A 17331-nucleotide genomic window follows, 5' to 3' on the forward strand; every position below is an offset into this window, starting at 1 on the left:
GTACCTCCTCTGCGAACTCGTCGTACAGCTGCATCCCGGTCCCGTTCAGACGGACCGTTCCAGCCTGTCGTCGGGAATCCTTCGCCATCCAGACCAGCATGCTTGGGCCAGAATGGCGAGACCTCTCTAGCGAGATTCCCGAGCAACCAACCAGCTTTATCCCGAAATAGTGTGAATTGACCGCTTTTTAGCTAGGTACATCACACCAAACGCATACACCCCGAGTTGCACCACGGTTCCCGTCAACGCCTCCCACGGCACCGACGTACGGCCCTGATCCAGTGCGTCGTCGAGCGTGCCCGAGGCGGCGCTCACCCCGAACGCCACGAGGTTGTTCATCACGTGCAGCGCGATCGCCGCCTCCAGGCCGCCCGTCCGCACCGACAGCCACGCCATGACGGCCCCGAACGCGAACACGTCCACGAGCCCCGCCGACGAGTAACCGTGCAGCGACGCGAACAGCGCCGAGCCGATGACGATCGCCCAGACCGGGTTGCGCACGTGCGTACCGACCGCCTGCAACACCCACCCGCGGAAGACGTACTCCTCGGCCGCCGCCTGGAAGGGCACCAGCAGCACGATCACGACGAGCAGCGGCAGGAACCCCTCCCACCCCGCCCAGCCGAACATCGCCGCGTCCTGGCCCGAGTTGGCCAGCACCAGCCACTGGGCGGCCTGCCCGAGCACCATCGCGACCAGGGCCAGCCCCACGCAGCTCATCAGCCACGACCAGCGCAGCCGCCCGGCCACCGACGACAGCGTCCCCGGACGGCGCCGCTGGATGAGCGCCGCCACCCCGAACACGAGCAACAGCGCGGGCGCGATGGACAACAGCGTCATGGCCAGTCCGAGCGGCGTCGGCTCGGGCGCCCCCGTCTCCGGGTCCACCGGCGACGGCAGCCCGAACAGGAACGCCGGCACCGTGAACGCCACGACCACCACGACGCCGATCGCCAGGAATCCCACGGCGACGAGCAGCGTGCCGACGATCGACCGCCACAGCTGGGCGGCGGGGTTCCTGGCGAGATGGTCGAAGCGGACCCCGGCCGGCGACGGCAGGAACCAGGGCTGCGGCTGGTACGGGATGCCCGACGGCGCCGCGCCGTACGGGAGCGGCCCGCGGTTGTCGGGGTAGTGCGGCCCCGGGTTCTCCTGCATCTCTCCATTCTGTCCGCTTGGTGCGCATTAGTTCACAGACGGCGCGCTCTTTTGGCCGGATGCTCGGGAGCATACGGAATCCGACCACGGGAGCAGACCATGTCGAGGCTGGGACCAGTCATCACCCTCGCGGCGGGCGCGGTGCTCGCCGGGGGGCTCGGTGTCGCGAGCGTCATCGCGATGCCCACGGCCGGGAGCCCGGCCGTCAACACCGCCGCCGAAGCACCCGTCGTACAACAGAACGGCGCCGCGGCGCAGCCCTCCGCCGCGCCGACCCCGTCGCCCTCCCCCACGACGCCGAAGAAGACCGTCAAGGCCGACTACGGCGGCCGGGTGAAGGGCAGCGGCGCCCTCATCGCCCTGTCGATCAGGAACGGCAAGGCCGTCGGGTACTTCTGCGACGGCAGGACCGAGGCCTGGTTCACGGGCGTGGAGTCGGGAGGCGAGCTGAAGCTGACCGGCGTGGCCGACAAGCGCGCCAAGGTCAGGGCCGAGCTGAAGGGCCGCAAGGCCGAGGGCTCGCTCACCGTCGCCGGCCGCAAGTGGAGCTTCTTCGCGCCCACCGTCACCAAGCCGTCGGGCCTCTACCGCGCCACCGCGACCGTCAGGGGCGCCAAGGTACGCGCCGGCTGGATCGTGCTGAAGAACGCGAACGGCACCTACACCCAGGTCGGCACCGCCTTCGCGGGCGACCGGCAGGTCGACGTGCCGCGGATCGACACCGCGGGCCCCACCGCGCCGGTCCAGGTCGGCGGCGCCACGATCTACCCCAAGGACGTCGACGGCTTCATCGGGGAGATGTCATGACCACCGCGACGTACCAGCGGCCGTCCCGCGGCCTGACCACGCTGGTGGTGCCACTGCTGGCGGGCGTCCTGGTGGCGGTCGCCCTCGGCGTGTACGGGCGGGCGCACACGCCGACCGGGTTCGCCGTCGGCGTGGCCGGGTTCTCCGCCGCGCTGCCGATGAAGGTGTGGCTCACGACGGGCGCGTTCGTGCTGGCGGTCGTCCAGGTCGTCTCCGCCCTGTCGATGTGGGGCAGGCTCGGGGTCGCGATCCCGCCCGCCGTGCACCGCTGGTCGGGGCGGCTGGCGTTCGCGCTCACGGTCCCCGTCGCCTTCCACTGCCTGTACGCCCTCGGCCTGCAGTACGACGTGCCGCGCGTGCTCGTGCACTCGCTGCTCGGCTGCTTCTTCTACGGCGTCTTCACCGCGAAGATGCTGGCCCTGCCGAAGCGGGACGCGCCCGGCTGGACGCTGCCCGTGCTCGGCGGGCTGACGTTCACCGCCCTCGTGGGGCTCTGGCTGACGTCGTCGTTCTGGTTCTTCACCGCCGTCGGCATCAAGGTGTGAAGCTCTTCGTCCGGCTCAGCCCGGCCGCCCGCCCCTTGGCGGCCACGACGAGCGCCATCTTGCGGGAGGCCTCGTCGATCATCTCGTCGCCCAGCATGACCGCGCCGCGCTTCTCCACGGTGGTGTAGTACTCGTACGCCTCCAGGATCAGCTCGGCGTGGTCGTAGTCCTCCTGCGTCGGCGAGAACACCTCGTTGGCCGCCTCGACCTGCGACGGGTGCAGCACCCACTTGCCGTCGAACCCGAGCGCCGCCGCGCGGCGGGCGACGCGGCGAAAGCCCTCGACGTCCTTGATCTGCAGGTAGGGGCCGTCGATGACCTGCAGGTCGTACGTCCTGGCGGCCATGAGCAGGCGCATGAGGATGTAGTGGTAGGCGTCGCCCTCCTCGTAGCCCGGGGGCTGCTCGCCGACGACGAGCGTGCGCATGCCGACCGAGGCCATGAAGTCGGCCGGCCCGAACACCAGCGTCTCCAGCCGCCTGGACGACCCCGCGATGGCGTCGACGTTCACCAGGCCGCGGGCGTTCTCGATCTGCGCCTCGATGCCGATGCGGCCCGGCTCGTACCCCATGGTCTTCTCGATCTGGGTGAGCAGGGTGTCGAGCCAGACGACCTCGGTCGGATTCTGCACCTTCGGCAGCATCACGCAGTCGAGGTACGCCCCCGCGCCCTCGACCACCTCGATCACGTCGCGGTACGTCCACTGCGTGGTGAGGTCGTTGACCCGGACGACCCGCGTCTTCCCCGTCCAGTCGCCCTCGCGCAGCGCGGTGACGATGTTGCCGCGCGCCTCCTCCTTGGCGAGCGGCGCGACGGAGTCTTCCAGGTCGAGGAAGACCTCGTCGACGGGAAGGGTCTGGGCCTTCTCCAGGAACCGGGGATTGCTGCCGGGCACCGCCAGCACCGAACGTCGTGATCGCATACGCCCACGCTACTGTCTGATCATCCCGGGGTCCCAGGTCTCGAACCGGTCAAGCGGTGAGCGCTGAGCCGGCCGATGAGCCGCCGACGCCGCACGGCTCGCTCAGCCGGCCGGCGGCGGCAGGCCGGCGCATCCGGGGTGCGGAACGGCTGGTGGTCGACCTGGACCCGATACTGCACCTCGGTGTCCAGCGTGCCGGTGGGCGCCTCACGCGACGCAGCCGGGCGCTCGCCGCCGGCGCCGCTCCCGGCGGCGAGCAGCAGAACGAGCGAGATCGCTCACATGCCCCGTCAACGGCTCCGAGCGGCGGCGGTTCACCCGGCCGCACGCCCGGATTACAGTCGCATGTGTGAGCGACCACACCCCGCCCGCCGGAAAGACGACGCCGCAGCCGGCCTCGGAGCAGGGCGTCCCCGAGAGGGCGGCGGCCATCGCGGAGGGCGCCAAGAAGTCCGGCATCCTGTGGCTCACCCTCGATCGTCCGCGCCTGGCCTGGCACACCTGGCACGACGGGGCGATCTACCTCGTGACGGGCGGCGAGGAGCAGGCCCTGCCCGGCCTCGACGCCCTCGACCGGGTCCATGTCACGCTGCGCAGCAAGGACAACGGCGCGCGGCTCGTGGAGTTCGACGCGACGGTGTCGGTCGTCGACCAGGCGGCCTCGGCCGACGTCGTCGCCGCCCTGGCCAAGGACCGGCTCAACGCCCGCGACAGCGAACACCTCCCCGACCGCTGGGCCCGCGACTGCACGATCGTGCGCCTCACTCCCGAGGAGTGAGGCGAGGAGTGAGGCCGGTCCAGGCCGGCCATGGGCGCCGGGCGGTCAACTCTGGGCGGGGAGCGGCTCGGGCAGCGGATCCGGCTCAGGGAGGGTCGTGGTGGCCGTCTGGGCGAGCAGGGCGCCCGAGAGCACGATCAGACCGCCGACGATCTGGAACAACCCCAGCGTCTCGCCCACCAGCACCCAGGCCACGATGGCGCCCGCGATGACCTCCAGCGAGGCGACGGTGGCCCCGACCGCCGCCGACAGCCGCCGTACGGCGTTGACGCCCAGCGTGTAGCCCAGCACGGTGGCCACGACCACCATCCACAGGTACGCCCCCAGCACCGGCAGCGTCTGCCCGCCCTCCGGGGTGGCGGAGACGGTGAACGCCTCCCACGGGATGTCCCACGGCCGGGAGAACGGCGCCAGCACGACAGCCGCCCCGATCATCCCCCAGGCGACCAAGCCGAGCGGGTCGATATCGTCCCCGAAGCTATCGTTCATCAGGAAATATCCGGCGCAGCACGCCCCAGCCAGCAGCCCGAGCGCCAGCCCCAGCGCGTCCAGGCGCATCCCCTGCCACGCCTCGACGACGATCCCGAGCCCCACGACGGCCACCACCGCACCGAGGTAGGCCGCCCGTGCGAGCCGCACCTTGCGGACCAGCCGCACCCAGGCGACCACCATGACCGGCGCCATGAACTCCAGCAGCAGCGCGATCCCCACCGGCAGCCGCGTGATCGCCACGAAGTACAGGGCCTGCACCCCGGCGACCGCCATGATCGCGTACAGACCGAAGAACGGCAGCCGCGACCTCGGGATGCGCAGCGCCCGGGGGCGCACCACGGCGAGCACCGCCACCAGCAACAGCCCCGCGCCCGCCATCCGCGTCCAGACCGCCTCCATCGGCTCCAGTCCGGCGGCGATGAGATATTTCGCCATCGGCCCGGAGAACGCGAAACACCACGCGGACACGAACGCCAGCGCGAGCCCCACCGACCTCATCGCACCCCACCCGTTGAGTAATGACCGTCAAACGGGTTTGATACTGACATGTACGGCGTCCCGGGCGCAATGGGTCGCCTTTGTTAGCCTGGCGACGTGCAGATCTTCGTGGCCCGGCTGGCGGGGACCCCGGTCTTCGACCCGGCGGGCGACCAGATCGGCCGCGTCAGGGACGTCGTGGTCGGGCTGCGCATCGGCCGCCGGCCGAACGTACACGGCTTCGTGGTGGAGGTGCAGCCGCGCCGCCGGGTGTTCCTGCCCATCACCCGCGTGCGCCGCATCGAGGCCGGCTCCGTGGTCTTCACCGGCAAGCTCAACATGCGCAGGTTCGAGCAGCGTGTCACCGAGACCCTCGTCATCGGCGAGATGCTCGACCTCACCGTCCATCTCGGCGAGCAGCCCATGACCGTCTACGACGTCGCCATGGAGGACGTCACGCCGTCCACCTGGCAGATCACCAAGGTCGCCCTCTACAAGGGCCGCCGGCGCGAGCCCCGCATCGTCGACTGGGGTGAGGTGACCGGGTTCGACACCCTGCAGAGGGACCAGGGGGCGGCCGGGCTGATCGCCGCGTTCGAGTCGCTGCGCGCCGCCGACATGGCCAGCGCCCTGCACGACCTGCCGAGCAAGCGCCGCATCGAGATCGCGCGGGCGCTCAACGACACCCGGCTGGCCGACGTCCTGGAGGAGCTGCCGCCCGACGACCAGATCGGCATCCTCGGCACTCTCGACCCCGAGCGGGCGGCCGACGTGCTGGAGGAGATGGGCCCCGACGACGCCGCCGATCTGCTGCACGACCTGCCGGACGAGCAGGCGGCCCGGCTGCTGGCGCTGATGGAGCCCGGCGAGGCGGCGCCGGTGCGGCGGCTGCTGACGTACCCGGAGACCAGCGCGGGCGGCGTCATGACCAGCGAGCCGGTGATCCTGCCGCCCACCGCGACGGTGGCCGAGGCGCTCGCGCACATCCGCCAGCAGGACCTGTCGCCCGCCATCGCGTGCCAGGTCTACGTCACCCGGCCGCCGACCGAGACGCCGACGGGCACGTACCTGGGGGTGTCGCACTTCCAGCGGCTGCTGCGTGAGCCGCCCTCGACACTGCTCGGACGCGTGCTCGACCCCTCGATCGACCCGATCAAACCCGAGTTCACCCTGCACGAGGTGACCTACTACCTGGCCAACTACAACCTCGTGGCCGCCCCCGTGGTCGACGAGCTGGGCCGGCTCGTCGGCGCGGTGACGGTCGACGACGTGCTCGACCACATCCTTCCCGAGGACTGGCGCGAGAGGCCCGACCGTGACGAGTGACCGCCTCGACCAGCCCCGCGAGCTGCGGCCCTCACTGCGGGCCCACTACGACCCCGAGGCGTTCGGCCGGCTCTCCGAGCGCATCGCCCGCTTCATCGGCACCGCGCGGTTCCTCGTCTACATGACGGTGTTCGTCGCGGTCTGGGTGATCTGGAACGTGGCCGGGCCCGAGCATCTGCGCTTCGACCCGTACCCGTTCATCTTCCTGACGTTGATGCTCTCGCTGCAGGCCAGCTACGCGGCGCCGCTGATCCTGCTGGCCCAGAACCGCCAGGACGACCGCGACCGCATCCAGTACGAGCAGGACCGCGAGGCCGCCGACCGCAACCAGGCGGAGATCGAGTATCTGACGCGCGAGATCGCCGGCCTGCGCCTGACACTGAGCGAGGTGGCCACCCGCGACTACTTGCGCACCGAGCTCGGCAGGCTGCTCGACGACCTGCGCAGCCGGCCGGAGTGAGGGTCTTTCAGGCGAGCTTGGCGAGCATCGTACGCATCTGGGCGAGCTCTCCCGGCTCCAGCAGGTCGGCGAACTCGCCCTTGACGCCGCGCAGATAGGTCGGCGTCGCGTCGGCCAGCCGGTCGGCGCCGAGGTCGGTCAGCACCGCGAACAACCCGCGCGCGTCGTCGGCGCACGCCTCCCGGGTCACCAGCCCGTCGCGCTGCAGCCGGTCGATCAGCCTGGTCAGGCCGCTGCGGGAGAGCAGCACGCGGTCGGCCAGGTCGTTCATCCGCAACCGCCGCCGCGGCGCCTCCGCCAGCTGCATCAGCACGTCGTAGGAGGCCAGCGGGAGATCGTGGACGATGAGCAGCTCCCCTTCCAGGCGACGGGTGATGCGCACCTGGGCACGCTGTAACATCCGCCAGACCGCGAGCTCCTCGGCGGTCAGGCCCTCGTCGCGCAGAAGTGTCACGGAGTAACCTTAAAACGTTATTGCACAGACATCTAACAAGACGGATTAACCCAGTGAGCGCGCCGGTTCATACCATGGAGGGGCATCCTCAACTGGCGTCCAGCGCCTGCCACACATAGACGACTAAGGAGGGACGGCACTCCCTCGTGCCGACACTTCGATGGCACCAACCCAGGAACAGGTGACCGCGGCCCTCGCCACGGTCATCGACCCCGAGATCCGTCGCCCGATCACGGACCTCGACATGGTCAAGAGCATCGACATCGCCACCGACGGTGCGGTGCGCGTGGGCGTCTACCTCACCGTGGCCGGCTGTCCGATGCGTGACACCATCACCCGCGACGTCACCACCGCCGTCTCCAAGGTCGAGGGCGTGACGGGCGTCAAGATCGAGCTCGACGTGATGAGCACCGAGCAGCGCAAGACCCTGCAGACCAAGCTGCGGGGCGACCGGGGGCCGGAGAAGGAGATCCCGTTCAACCAGCCGGGCTCGCTGACCCGCGTCTTCGCGGTGGCCAGCGGCAAGGGCGGGGTCGGCAAGTCGTCGGTGACGGTCAACCTGGCCGCCGCCATGACCGCGAGCGGCCTCAAGGTCGGCATCGTCGACGCCGACATCTACGGCCACAGCATCCCGCGCATGCTGGGCGCCGCCGAGCGGCCCACCAAGGTCGAAGACATGATCATGCCGCCGGTGGCCCACGACATCAAGGTGATCTCGGTCGGCATGTTCAAGCCCGAGGGCAACATGCCGGTGGTCTGGCGCGGGCCGATGCTCGACCGGGCGCTCCACCAGTTCCTGGCCGACGTCTACTGGGGCGACCTCGACGTCCTGCTGCTCGACCTGCCTCCGGGCACCGGCGACATCGCGATCTCGGTGGCGCAGCGGCTGCCGTCGGCCGAGATCCTGGTCGTGACGACGCCGCAGATGGCCGCCGCCGAGGTGGCCGAGCGAGCCGGCTCCATCGCCGCCCAGACGCACCAGCAGATCGCCGGCGTCATCGAGAACATGGCGTGGCTGCCGTGCCCCCACTGCGACGAGCGCATCGCGGTGTTCGGCGAGGGCGGCGGCCAGACCGTGGCCGACGCGCTGACCCGTACGCTCGGCGCCCCCGTCCCGCTGCTCGGCCAGGTGCCGATCGACATGCGGCTGCGCGAGGGCGGCGACGAGGGCAAGCCACTGGTGCTGACCGAGCCCGAAGCACCGGCCTCCGTCGAGCTGCGCCAGATCGCGGCCGGCCTGAGCAAGCGCTCCGGCAGTCTCAAGGGCATGCAGCTGGGTCTCGCGCCGCGCCGCTGACGCCTTTTCGCCTCGGGCCCGTTCCGGTTCACCGCCGGGGCGGGCCCTAGGGCCTGTCTCAAAGATCCAGCAACGGCGTGTCGTAGCCAGATAACCAGAGAGGTCTCCGGTAGAGGGTTCATCGACCAAGAAGAACCTGACATCCGGAGACCTCGTGCCCACCTTAACGGTGACGGGGCGGTTCGACCTGACCGATGCGCAGTGGACGGTGCTGGAACCGTTACTGCCTGCGCCCAAGGGACCAGGTCGGCCGTCGCAGTGGACCAAGCGTCAGCTCATCGACGGGATTCGATGGCGGGTGCGGGCCGGAACACCATGGCGGGACGTGCCGGAGTGTTACGGCTCTTGGCGGGCGGTGTATGCGCTGTTTCGGCGCTGGCAGCGAGCTGGCGTCTGGCAGCAGATCTTGACCGCGCTGCAGGCGCTGGCCGATGCGGCAGATCTGATCACCTGGCAAGTCGGGGTGGATTCCACCGTCTGCCGCGCCCACCAGCACGCGGCAGGCGCGTCCAGGCGTGCAGATCGGCAGGCGGAATCACCAGGCGGGGTCACGCCCGAGCCTGCCGATCACGCGCTGGGCCGTTCCCCGGGGCGGCTTGTCGTCCAAGCTGCATCTGGCGTGCGAACAGGGTCAAGGGCTGCTGTCGGTGGTGGTGACCGCCGGGCAGCGCGGTGATGCGCCGCAGTTCACCGCGGTGATGGCCGGGATCCGGGTGCCCCGGCCCGGGCCGGGCCGACCCCGCACCCGGCCCGACCTCGTACGCGCCGACAAGGCCTACTCGTCCCGCGCGATCCGCGGGCATCTACGCTCACGCGGAATCCGGTGCACCATTCCTGAGCCTGCCGACCGTATCGCTGCCCGGTTGCGACGTGGCCGCCGCGGTGGCCGGCCCTTCGCGTTCGATGCGATCGACTATCGCGCCCGTTCGGCCGTGGAGTGCGGGATCAACCGGCTCAAACGCCACCGCGCCGTCGCCACGAGGTATGACAAGCTCGCCGTCCGCTACGAAGCCACCATCCATGTGGCCGCTATCAACGACTGGCTCACCCGCCTTTGAGACAGGCCCTAGTCGTCTCTTAGGTGGCTTCCCGGTCGAACGGGGGCAGCTCGCCGTAGGCGAGCTCGTCGACCACCGGCTCGGGCACGTACGGCGTCGTGGTGGCCGGCGCCAGCTCCTGCGACTTGTTGTTCCAGTCGTCCTCGAGGTCGTCGAGGAGATGCTTGCGGACGAAGTTGCGCGGATTGAGGTCGGCCGGGTCGAAGTTGGAGAACTCCGGGCCGAGGCCCGAGCGCAGGTCGTCGCGCGCGTTGTTGGCCATCCGGCGCAGATTGCGCAGCGTCCTGCCCGCCTGCGTGGCGGCTTGGGGCAGCCTTTCGGGACCGAAGACGAGCAGCGCGATCACGATCAGCGCGCCGACCTCCAACCATCCGAGTCCGAACACCGTGATCTCCTACCGCAGTCCAGCCTCTCCGAGGACAACCCCGGCCTCTCCACAGAGTACGGGCTCGCGACCGCAACCCGGTCGCCTCCCCTCCTCATATCTCCCACCAAAGCGCCCGAATCGGAAGAGGCATCTTTTACGACTGCTTAACGCCCTGCTTCCTAAAGTGCTAGGAGCCTAGATAAATGGAGGAAGTGTGATCGAGTTCCACCTGGACGGCCGGTCGGGGGTCTCGCCGTACCTTCAGCTGGTCCATCAGGTCCGGCACGCACTCCGGCTGGGCCTGCTGCGCGAGGGCGACCAGCTGCCGACCGTGAAGGACGTGGTGGCGCGGCTGGCGATCAACCCCAACACGGTCCTCAAGGCCTACCGGGAGCTCGAACACGAAGGGCTGGTGGCCGCCCGGCCCGGCGTCGGCACGTTCGTGACGAGGACACTGGCCGATTCCTCCCTGGCCGCCCACGGCCCGCTCCGGCAGGAGCTGCGGCGCTGGCTGACCAAGGCCCGCATGGCGGGGCTCGACGACGAAAGCATCGAGGCCCTGTTCATGACCACCTTCCGCACCGCCGCACAGGAGGACACAGCGTGAACGGCACCGCCATCCTGCAGACCCGGGGCCTGGGCAGGAAATACGGCAGACGATGGGCGCTGCGCGACTGCACCCTCGACCTCCCGGCCGGCCACGTCGTCGGCCTGGTGGGACCCAACGGTGCCGGCAAGACCACCCTGCTGAAACTGGCCGCCGGCTGGCTCGCGCCGTCCTCGGGCGGCATCACCGTGCTCGGCGGTTCTCCGGCGGGTGGCCCGGCGCAGCTGGCGAAGATCGGTTTCGTCGCCCAGGACACCCCCGTCTATCCGGGGCTGACCGTCGCCGACCACCTGCGGTTAGGAGCCCGGCTCAACCCCGGCTGGGACGCCGCCCTCGCGCGAGAGCGCATCGCACGGCTCGATCTCGACCCCGCGCACCGGGCGGGGAAGCTGTCAGGCGGGCAGCGCGCCCAGCTCGCCCTCACTCTCGGCCTGGCCAAGCGGCCTCGGCTGCTCCTCCTGGACGAGCCCGTCGCCGCGCTCGACCCGCTCGCCCGCCGCGAGTTCCTGCGGACCCTGATGGAGGCCGTCGCCGAGCTGGACCTGAGCGTGGTGCTCTCCTCCCATCTGGTGTCCGACCTGGAACGGACGTGTGATCACCTGATCGTGCTGGTCGACTCGCGCCTCCAGGTGGCCGGAGAGGTCGACGATCTCCTCGCCACCCACCACCGGCTCACCGGTCCGCGCCGCGATCCCGGCCGGCTCCCCGCCGGCCAGGACGTCGTCTCCGCGCATCACACCGACCGGCAGAGCACCATCATCGTCCGCACGGACACCCCGATCCTCGATCCGGCCTGGACGGTCAGCCGGCTGACCTTGGAGGACCTCGTGCTCGCCTACATGGACCAGCCCTCCTCCGGGCACACGGCCCTGGAGGCGGTGCGATGATCTGGCTGACCTGGCGGCAGTTCCGTGGCTCCGCCGCGATGACGTCCGCGGCTCTCGTGCTGCTCGCCGCCGTCCTGGCGCTGACCGGGCCCGGCCTGGCCGCCGACTACGCCACCGGGCTCGCCTCCTGCGCCCCCGCCGACTGCGTACGCTTCTTCGACCGTTTCTTCGAGGCGCATCAGGGCGCCTTCATGGCCGTCACCGTCGTCGTGCTGGTCGTGCCCGGCCTGGTCGGGCTCTTCTGGGGGGCGCCGCTGATCGCCCGTGAGCTGGAGAGCGGCACGCACCTGCTGGTGTGGAACCAGAGCATGACCCGCACCCGCTGGCTGGCCGTCAAGCTGACGCTCACGGGCCTGGCCGCCGTGGCCGCCGCCGGGCTGTGCAGCCTCATGGTGACCTGGTGGTCCGCACCCCTCGACCGGTCCGCCACCCCAGGTTTCGCCCTGATGGATCCCGCCGTGTTCGCCGCGCGCGGCATCGTTCCCCTGGGATACGCGGCGTTCGCTTTCGTCCTGGGCGTGGCCATGGGGACGCTGATGCGCCGCACCCTGCCCGCCATGGCCGTCACGCTGGCGATCTTCGCTGCGCTGCAGGTCGCCATGCCGCTGCTGATCCGGCCGCACCTGCTGCCTCCGGTCAGCGCGGCCTTCGAGCTCGACCCCGCGAACGTGGGCAATTTCGGCGTGCCGCCCGACGGGTCCCCACGGGTGTCGGTGGACCGGGCGGTGCCCGGCCACCCGGGTGCCTGGGTCCTGTCCAGCCGCCTCATCGACCCGTCAGGACGACCTGCCGAGACCGATGCCGCGGGCGCCGCCGTTCAGGTGTCGGTGACGTCGGGACCCTGCGCGCCCCCGGAGGTTCCCGATGCCGGACGGAGCCTGCGGGCGTGCCTCGACGAGATCAACCGGCTGGGGTACCGGCAGGCGGCGACGTACCAGCCGTTCGAGCGCTTCTGGGCCTTCCAGTGGATCGAGACGGGCTTCTACGCCGTGCTCACGCTCGGCCTCACCGGGTTCTGCTTCTGGCGGGTCAGGAGGCGCGTGCCATGACCGTCAGGACCGTGACAGCCGGCCTCGTGCTGCTCCTGACAGCCGCGTGCACCGGGGCGACGCCGCCGCGCACCCTGCCGGCCACGGCGGCCTCGGGCGGGTTGCCCGCATGCGGGCAACCCGCCCAGGGGGCCGTTCTCCCGCCGGAGACCGCCACCACGATCGACGTGGTCGAGCAGGCGTACCTCTGCATCCTCGGCGCCTACTACGGCGGGGCCGCGCTGGACGCCCGCGCGCTGCTGACAGCGGGGTTCGCCGCCTTCACGCAGGAGCTCGACCGTGGCGGGCGCGACCTGCCGGGCGCCACCATGCCGGCGCTGAGCGGTGACCGGGAGGGCGACTGGGCCGCTTTCGAGGCGGTGTACCGGCGCCTTACCGACGCGTTGCCGGGGGACATCAGACAGAGGCTGGCCGTCGTCACCCTGGAGGCCGTCGTGGCCGCCCTGGACGACGATCACGCCCGCTGGACGCACGGCGTACGGCAGCCGCCCGGTTCCTACGACGACGACCAGTACGGCCTGGGCCTCAGGGTGAGCGGTGACCCGGGGACCGCCGTGCCGCCGCTGTTCGTCACGACCGTCCTCGGCGGACCTGCCAGGGAAGCCGGGTTGCGCCCCGGAGACGTCATCGAGTCGGTCAGCGGATCGGCGCCCTTCGTCGACGGCGTCGTCGTCCCGGCCGCCGTCGCCGCGCTGCACCCGCGGTATCCGGAGGACCGTCCGGTCCGGCTGCGGCTGCTGCGGCAGGACACCGGCAGGCGCTGGAGCGTGACCCTGAAACCCGGTTCGTACCGGCCCGACCCGGCCGCTCTGCAACCCCTCACGACCGAACTGCCGCGGGACAGCGTCGCGTACGTACGGCTGCGCGGTTTCGCGCCCGACTCCGCGGACCGGGTGCTCCGGGCGATCGCCCGGCTGCGGGCCGGCCGCACGCTCACCGGCCTCGTGCTGGACCTGCGCGGCAACGGCGGCGGCAGCCCCGGCGAGGTGAACCGGCTGCTGGGCGCGTTCGCCCACGGCAAGGTCACCGCGTACCAGTGCGCCGCGGACGGCACGTGCGACGCCATGCGCACCGACGACACCGTGGCGCTGCTCGGCCTGCCGCTGGTGGTGCTCACCGACCGCGGCTGCGCCTCGGCGTGCGAGCACTTCGCCTCCGCGGTCAAGGACCTCCGCCTGGGCGCGCTGGTGGGGACGCGGACGGCGGGCGCCGTCTCGGGACCTGCGCAGCCGCACGTGCTGGCGAACCACACCGTCCTCACGCTGCCGTCGAAACGCCACCTGGCGCCCGGCCGCGAGGTGATCGACCGGATCGGCGTGGCGCCCGACCACCACGTGCCTCCGACGCCGCGGGACGCCGCGGCCGGACGCGACCCGGCACTGGCCGCAGCCCTGACCCTGCTCCCCGGATGACACCCCGCCTGCCGGGCACATCTGCCTGGCTCGCCCGCCGGGCACGCCTGCCGGGCCCGCCTGCCGGGCACGTTGAAAGGACGGACATGAGCCTCGCCCTCGGGCGGAGACCGATTCTGCTGGCCGCCGCCGGGCTGGCCCTCCTCGCCGCCTCCGCCTGCGCCCCGCCGACCCCTCCGAGGTCCGTCGCGGTGGCGTCCGCCGCGACGCCGGCCGCCACCTACCCCGTGCTGCCCGCGCCCACCGGCGCCCATCCGGTCGGCACCACCCGCCTGCACCTGAGGGACGCCTCCCGCCCCGACCCGTGGGTGCCCGAAGCGGCGGCCAGGGAGCTGATGGTCGTCCTGTGGTACCCGGCACGGCCCCGGGGCGGGCCACAGGCTCCCTACATGACGCCGAAGGAGTCGGAGCTCATCCTGAAGGGCCGGAGGGTGACCGGCGCGCCGTACGACATCCTGAGCAGGACACGCACCAACGCAGTGCGCGACGCCGAACCGGACGGGCGCACGAGCACCCTGCCCCTGGTGGTGCTCTCGCCGGGGTTCACCATGCCCGTCAGCACGCTCACGGCCCTGGCCGAGGACCTGGCCTCCCACGGCTACGTGGTGGCCGGCGTCGACCACGCGTACGAGAGCTACGCGACGACCTTCCCCGGCGGCCGGGTCGCCACGTGCGTCGCATGCGACAGCGACCGGGACCCCGGCTTCGGCTCGAAGGTGATGGGGGTCCGGGCGGCCGACGTCTCCTTCGTGCTCGACCGGCTGACCGGGCCGCGGGCGGCGTGGGAGGGCTCGTCCCTGGTGGACCCGTCCGCGATCGCGATGGCCGGCCAGTCGATCGGCGGGGCCGCCGCCCTGGCGGCCATGCGGGCCGACCGCAGGATCCGGGCCGGGATCGACCTCGACGGCACCACGTACGCCCGGATCCCGGAGGGGTTGTCGCGGCCGTTCCTGTTCATGGGCTCGGCCGAGCACCGGCCCGGCGGGCGCGATGCCTCCTGGGACCGCGACTGGAGACTCCTGACCGGCTGGAAGCGCTGGCTCGTGCTCCCCGGCGCGAACCACCAGTCGTTCACCGACGTACCGCTGCTGGCCGGCGCCCTCGGCGTGAGCATCGCCGGCGACCTGTCCCCTGCCCGCGCCCTGACGATCACCCGTACGTACGTCCGGGCCTTCGTGGACCTGCACCTTCGTCGCGAGCCGCAGCCCCTGCTGGACGAGCCGTCACCCCGCTTTCCCGAGGTCCGGCACTGCGCTCCGGGCGGCAGGACCTGCGGATAGCCCCGCGCTCATGCGCGAGCGCCGCAGGAGACGGACTCCTGCGGCGCTCGGGAAGGGTCAGGACCGGGTCGGGGTGGGCTCGTCCTCGGCCATCACCGTGAGCGAGGCGTTGCGTTCCTTGCCGTCGCGCAGGTACTTGACGTTGATCTTGGAGCCGGGAGCCTTGCTGCGGATCAGGGCGATGAGCTCGTTGCCGTCCTGCAGCGGCAGCCCGTCGATCTCGAGGATCACGTCACCCGCCCGCAGCCCGGCCTTGTCGGCCGGCCCGCCCGGCGTCACGGGCTGCTGGCCCGCCACGGCCTCGGTCGCGATCTTGACGCCCTGGCCCCGGAAATCGCGGTCGAGCAGGATGCCGATCTTGGGGCGCTTGGCCCGGCCGGTCGTGATCAGCTCTTCGGCGACCCGTCGCGTCTGGTTGACCGGGATCGCGAAGCCCAGGCCGATGCTGCCGCTCTGGCTGCTGCTCATCGAAGGCCCGAGCGTGGCGATCGCCGAGTTGACCCCGACGACCTCGCCCCTGCCGTTGACGAGCGGGCCGCCCGAGTTGCCGGGATTGATGGCGGCGTCGGTCTGGATGGCGCTGATGTACGCCGGCTCCTCGCTGGTGGCGCCCGTGTCGTCGCCCGCGATGACCGGACGGTTGAGCGAGCTGACGATGCCGGTGGTGACCGTGCCGGTCAGGCCCAGCGGGGAGCCGATGGCGATCACCGGGTCACCGACGACCACCTGGTCGGAGTTGCCGAGCGTGAGCTCCGGCGTGCCGAAGGTCTCTTCCGGCTTGACCACGGCCAGGTCGGAGCCGGGGTCGCGGCCGACGATGCGGCCCGTCGTGGTCTTGCGGTTGTTGAACTGGATCCGGATCTCGCCGCCGCCGGCCGCCAGGGCGACCACGTGGTTGTTGGTCACCACGTAGCCGTCCTTGATCAGGAAGCCGGAGCCGGTGGCGCCTTCGGTGCTGCTGCCGTTGCCGACCTCGAGCGAGACCACGCTGGGCAGCACCCGCGAGGCCACGCCCGCCACCGAGTCGGGCGGGCGGTTGGTGGCGCCGCTGGGCACCGGGCCGAGGCTGTAGGAGGGGTCCTGGGCGCTGCTCGTGGGCCTGGTCAGCAGGTACGTGCCGACGCTGCCGAGCAGCGAGGCCACCAGGGCGATGACCAGGGCCATCGCGATCAGGAACCCGGTGCCGGGCCCGCGCCTGGACGCGCCCGCCCCTGCGCCGTGCGCGCCAGGAGGCGGCGGCCCCCAGCCCGGACCCATGCCGAGGGCCTGACGCGGCGGAGGCGGCGGATTGCCGTAGGGCTGCCCGAACGGCGGACGCTCGTAGGCCTGCGTCCCGTTGTCGGGGCCGCCGAACGAGGGATTCTCGAAGCGGGGACCGCCCTCGCCGAACGGGCTGTCGTAGGCGCGCGTGCTGTTGTCGCGAGCGCCGAACGCCGGCCCCTCGCCCGGACCGTCAGGCGGCCCGAACGCCGGCCTCTCCCCCGGACCGTCAGGCGGCCCGAACGCCGGCCTCTCGCCCGTCTCGAACCCCGACGGGCTCTCGAAGCGCGCCGGGTTCTCGTACCCCGACGGGTTCTCGTAGCGCGACGGGCTCTCGTACGGGTTCTCGTAGCGCGACGGGTTGTCGATGGACGCGTTCTCGCGGGACTGGGCGCCCGGGTCGGGCGCGCCGAACGACGGCGCCCCCTCCTGCGGAGCGCTCGGCGCGCCGTCGTCCTGCCCCGGCCTGCCGCGCCCGGCCTCGCTGTACGGCCGGCTCTCGTACGGTGGCGCACCGGCGGCTTCCGACCGGCCCGACGGGTCACCCCACGACGTACCGAACGAGGCGGGCGGCTCGGGCCGCCGGCCCTGTGCGTCGGACCCGTCCTGTGCGGGCAGGAACTCCGGCCGCACCGGTGGCTCGGGGGTGTCCGACGGCATGCGCTCCTCGTTGCGGCGCGTCTCGTCGGTCATCT

Annotated in this window: 18 protein-coding genes; 12 read left to right on the forward strand and 6 right to left on the reverse strand. The window is 71.5% G+C overall.

Annotation, left to right across the window (positions count from 1 at the left end; genetic code table 11):
- Positions 1–156: 156 nt before the first annotated feature.
- Positions 157–1158: a lysostaphin resistance A-like protein gene (locus ACIBP6_RS42605; RefSeq protein ID WP_397060403.1), complete on the reverse strand. Its 1002-nt coding sequence runs from the start codon at positions 1156–1158 to the stop codon at positions 157–159.
- 99 nt (positions 1159–1257) lie between these two features.
- Between ACIBP6_RS42605 and ACIBP6_RS42610 the strand changes: the two genes are divergently transcribed.
- Positions 1258–1965 carry a hypothetical protein gene (locus tag ACIBP6_RS42610; protein ID WP_397060405.1) on the forward strand — a complete coding sequence of 236 codons (708 nt, stop codon included), beginning with the start codon at positions 1258–1260 and terminating at the stop codon, positions 1963–1965.
- Positions 1962–2510, forward strand: a complete 549-nt coding sequence (locus ACIBP6_RS42615; protein WP_397060407.1) for a DUF6529 family protein — start codon at positions 1962–1964, stop codon at positions 2508–2510. Before ACIBP6_RS42610 ends, ACIBP6_RS42615 begins: the two co-directional genes overlap by 4 nt.
- Here the strand turns inward: ACIBP6_RS42615 and ACIBP6_RS42620 are convergent.
- Positions 2500–3432, reverse strand: a complete 933-nt coding sequence (locus ACIBP6_RS42620) for an HpcH/HpaI aldolase/citrate lyase family protein (protein WP_132614167.1) — start codon at positions 3430–3432, stop codon at positions 2500–2502. The genes ACIBP6_RS42615 and ACIBP6_RS42620 overlap by 11 nt on opposite strands.
- A gap of 349 nt (positions 3433–3781) precedes the next feature.
- Here ACIBP6_RS42620 and ACIBP6_RS42625 point away from each other — a divergent pair, with 349 nt between their 5' ends.
- Positions 3782–4210 (forward strand): hypothetical protein, encoded by a 429-nt coding sequence (locus ACIBP6_RS42625; protein ID WP_397060409.1) that lies wholly within the window; start codon positions 3782–3784, stop codon positions 4208–4210.
- 45 nt (positions 4211–4255) lie between these two features.
- On the opposite strand, the gene ACIBP6_RS42630 is transcribed toward ACIBP6_RS42625, so the two are convergent.
- Positions 4256–5200: an EamA family transporter gene (locus ACIBP6_RS42630; protein WP_397060411.1), complete on the reverse strand. Its 945-nt coding sequence runs from the start codon at positions 5198–5200 to the stop codon at positions 4256–4258.
- A gap of 96 nt (positions 5201–5296) precedes the next feature.
- Here ACIBP6_RS42630 and ACIBP6_RS42635 point away from each other — a divergent pair, with 96 nt between their 5' ends.
- Together ACIBP6_RS42635 and ACIBP6_RS42640 are read left to right on the forward strand one after the other, a co-directional pair.
- Positions 5297–6505: a magnesium transporter MgtE N-terminal domain-containing protein gene (locus ACIBP6_RS42635; protein WP_397060413.1), complete on the forward strand. Its 1209-nt coding sequence runs from the start codon at positions 5297–5299 to the stop codon at positions 6503–6505.
- Positions 6495–6965 carry a DUF1003 domain-containing protein gene (locus ACIBP6_RS42640; RefSeq protein ID WP_397060415.1) on the forward strand — a complete coding sequence of 157 codons (471 nt, stop codon included), beginning with the start codon at positions 6495–6497 and terminating at the stop codon, positions 6963–6965. Before ACIBP6_RS42635 ends, ACIBP6_RS42640 begins: the two co-directional genes overlap by 11 nt.
- A gap of 7 nt (positions 6966–6972) precedes the next feature.
- On the opposite strand, the gene ACIBP6_RS42645 is transcribed toward ACIBP6_RS42640, so the two are convergent.
- Complete coding sequence (locus ACIBP6_RS42645) at positions 6973–7419, reverse strand: MarR family winged helix-turn-helix transcriptional regulator (protein WP_246074965.1); 447 nt, start codon at positions 7417–7419, stop codon at positions 6973–6975.
- Positions 7420–7579: 160 nt separating this feature from the next.
- Here ACIBP6_RS42645 and ACIBP6_RS42650 point away from each other — a divergent pair, with 160 nt between their 5' ends.
- On the forward strand, positions 7580–8716 hold the full coding sequence (locus ACIBP6_RS42650) for an Mrp/NBP35 family ATP-binding protein (protein ID WP_397060417.1): 1137 nt from the start codon (positions 7580–7582) through the stop codon (positions 8714–8716).
- A gap of 136 nt (positions 8717–8852) precedes the next feature.
- A protein-coding gene (locus tag ACIBP6_RS42655) for an IS5 family transposase (protein ID WP_397061276.1) occupies positions 8853–9774 on the forward strand; the annotation gives its coding sequence in 2 pieces (ribosomal slippage) (positions 8853–9302 and positions 9304–9774; 921 coding nt in all).
- A 19-nt stretch (positions 9775–9793) separates the two neighbouring features.
- On the opposite strand, the gene ACIBP6_RS42660 is transcribed toward ACIBP6_RS42655, so the two are convergent.
- A complete protein-coding gene (locus tag ACIBP6_RS42660) occupies positions 9794–10159 on the reverse strand; it encodes a sec-independent translocase (RefSeq protein ID WP_397060419.1) in 366 nt (121 codons plus the stop codon).
- A 196-nt stretch (positions 10160–10355) separates the two neighbouring features.
- Between ACIBP6_RS42660 and ACIBP6_RS42665 the strand changes: the two genes are divergently transcribed.
- From ACIBP6_RS42665 to ACIBP6_RS42685, 5 genes are all read left to right on the forward strand, one after another.
- On the forward strand, positions 10356–10748 hold the full coding sequence (locus ACIBP6_RS42665; protein WP_397060421.1) for a GntR family transcriptional regulator: 393 nt from the start codon (positions 10356–10358) through the stop codon (positions 10746–10748).
- Positions 10745–11635, forward strand: coding sequence for an ABC transporter ATP-binding protein (locus ACIBP6_RS42670; protein WP_397060422.1), 891 nt, complete (start codon positions 10745–10747; stop codon positions 11633–11635). The genes ACIBP6_RS42665 and ACIBP6_RS42670 overlap by 4 nt, the downstream gene beginning before the upstream one ends.
- Positions 11632–12684 carry an ABC transporter permease gene (locus tag ACIBP6_RS42675; RefSeq protein WP_397060423.1) on the forward strand — a complete coding sequence of 351 codons (1053 nt, stop codon included), beginning with the start codon at positions 11632–11634 and terminating at the stop codon, positions 12682–12684. Before ACIBP6_RS42670 ends, ACIBP6_RS42675 begins: the two co-directional genes overlap by 4 nt.
- Complete coding sequence (locus tag ACIBP6_RS42680) at positions 12681–14096, forward strand: S41 family peptidase (protein ID WP_397060425.1); 1416 nt, start codon at positions 12681–12683, stop codon at positions 14094–14096. Before ACIBP6_RS42675 ends, ACIBP6_RS42680 begins: the two co-directional genes overlap by 4 nt.
- Before the next feature lie 86 nt (positions 14097–14182).
- Complete coding sequence (locus ACIBP6_RS42685; RefSeq protein ID WP_397060427.1) at positions 14183–15376, forward strand: alpha/beta hydrolase family protein; 1194 nt, start codon at positions 14183–14185, stop codon at positions 15374–15376.
- Between the two features lie 57 nt (positions 15377–15433).
- On the opposite strand, the gene ACIBP6_RS42690 is transcribed toward ACIBP6_RS42685, so the two are convergent.
- Entirely contained in the window at positions 15434–17329 is a 1896-nt protein-coding gene (locus tag ACIBP6_RS42690) for a trypsin-like peptidase domain-containing protein (RefSeq protein ID WP_397060428.1), read from the reverse strand.
- Positions 17330–17331 lie beyond the last annotated feature (2 nt).

Source organism: Nonomuraea terrae, assembly GCF_044465245.1.
GTDB classification, from domain to species: domain Bacteria; phylum Actinomycetota; class Actinomycetes; order Streptosporangiales; family Streptosporangiaceae; genus Nonomuraea; species Nonomuraea terrae.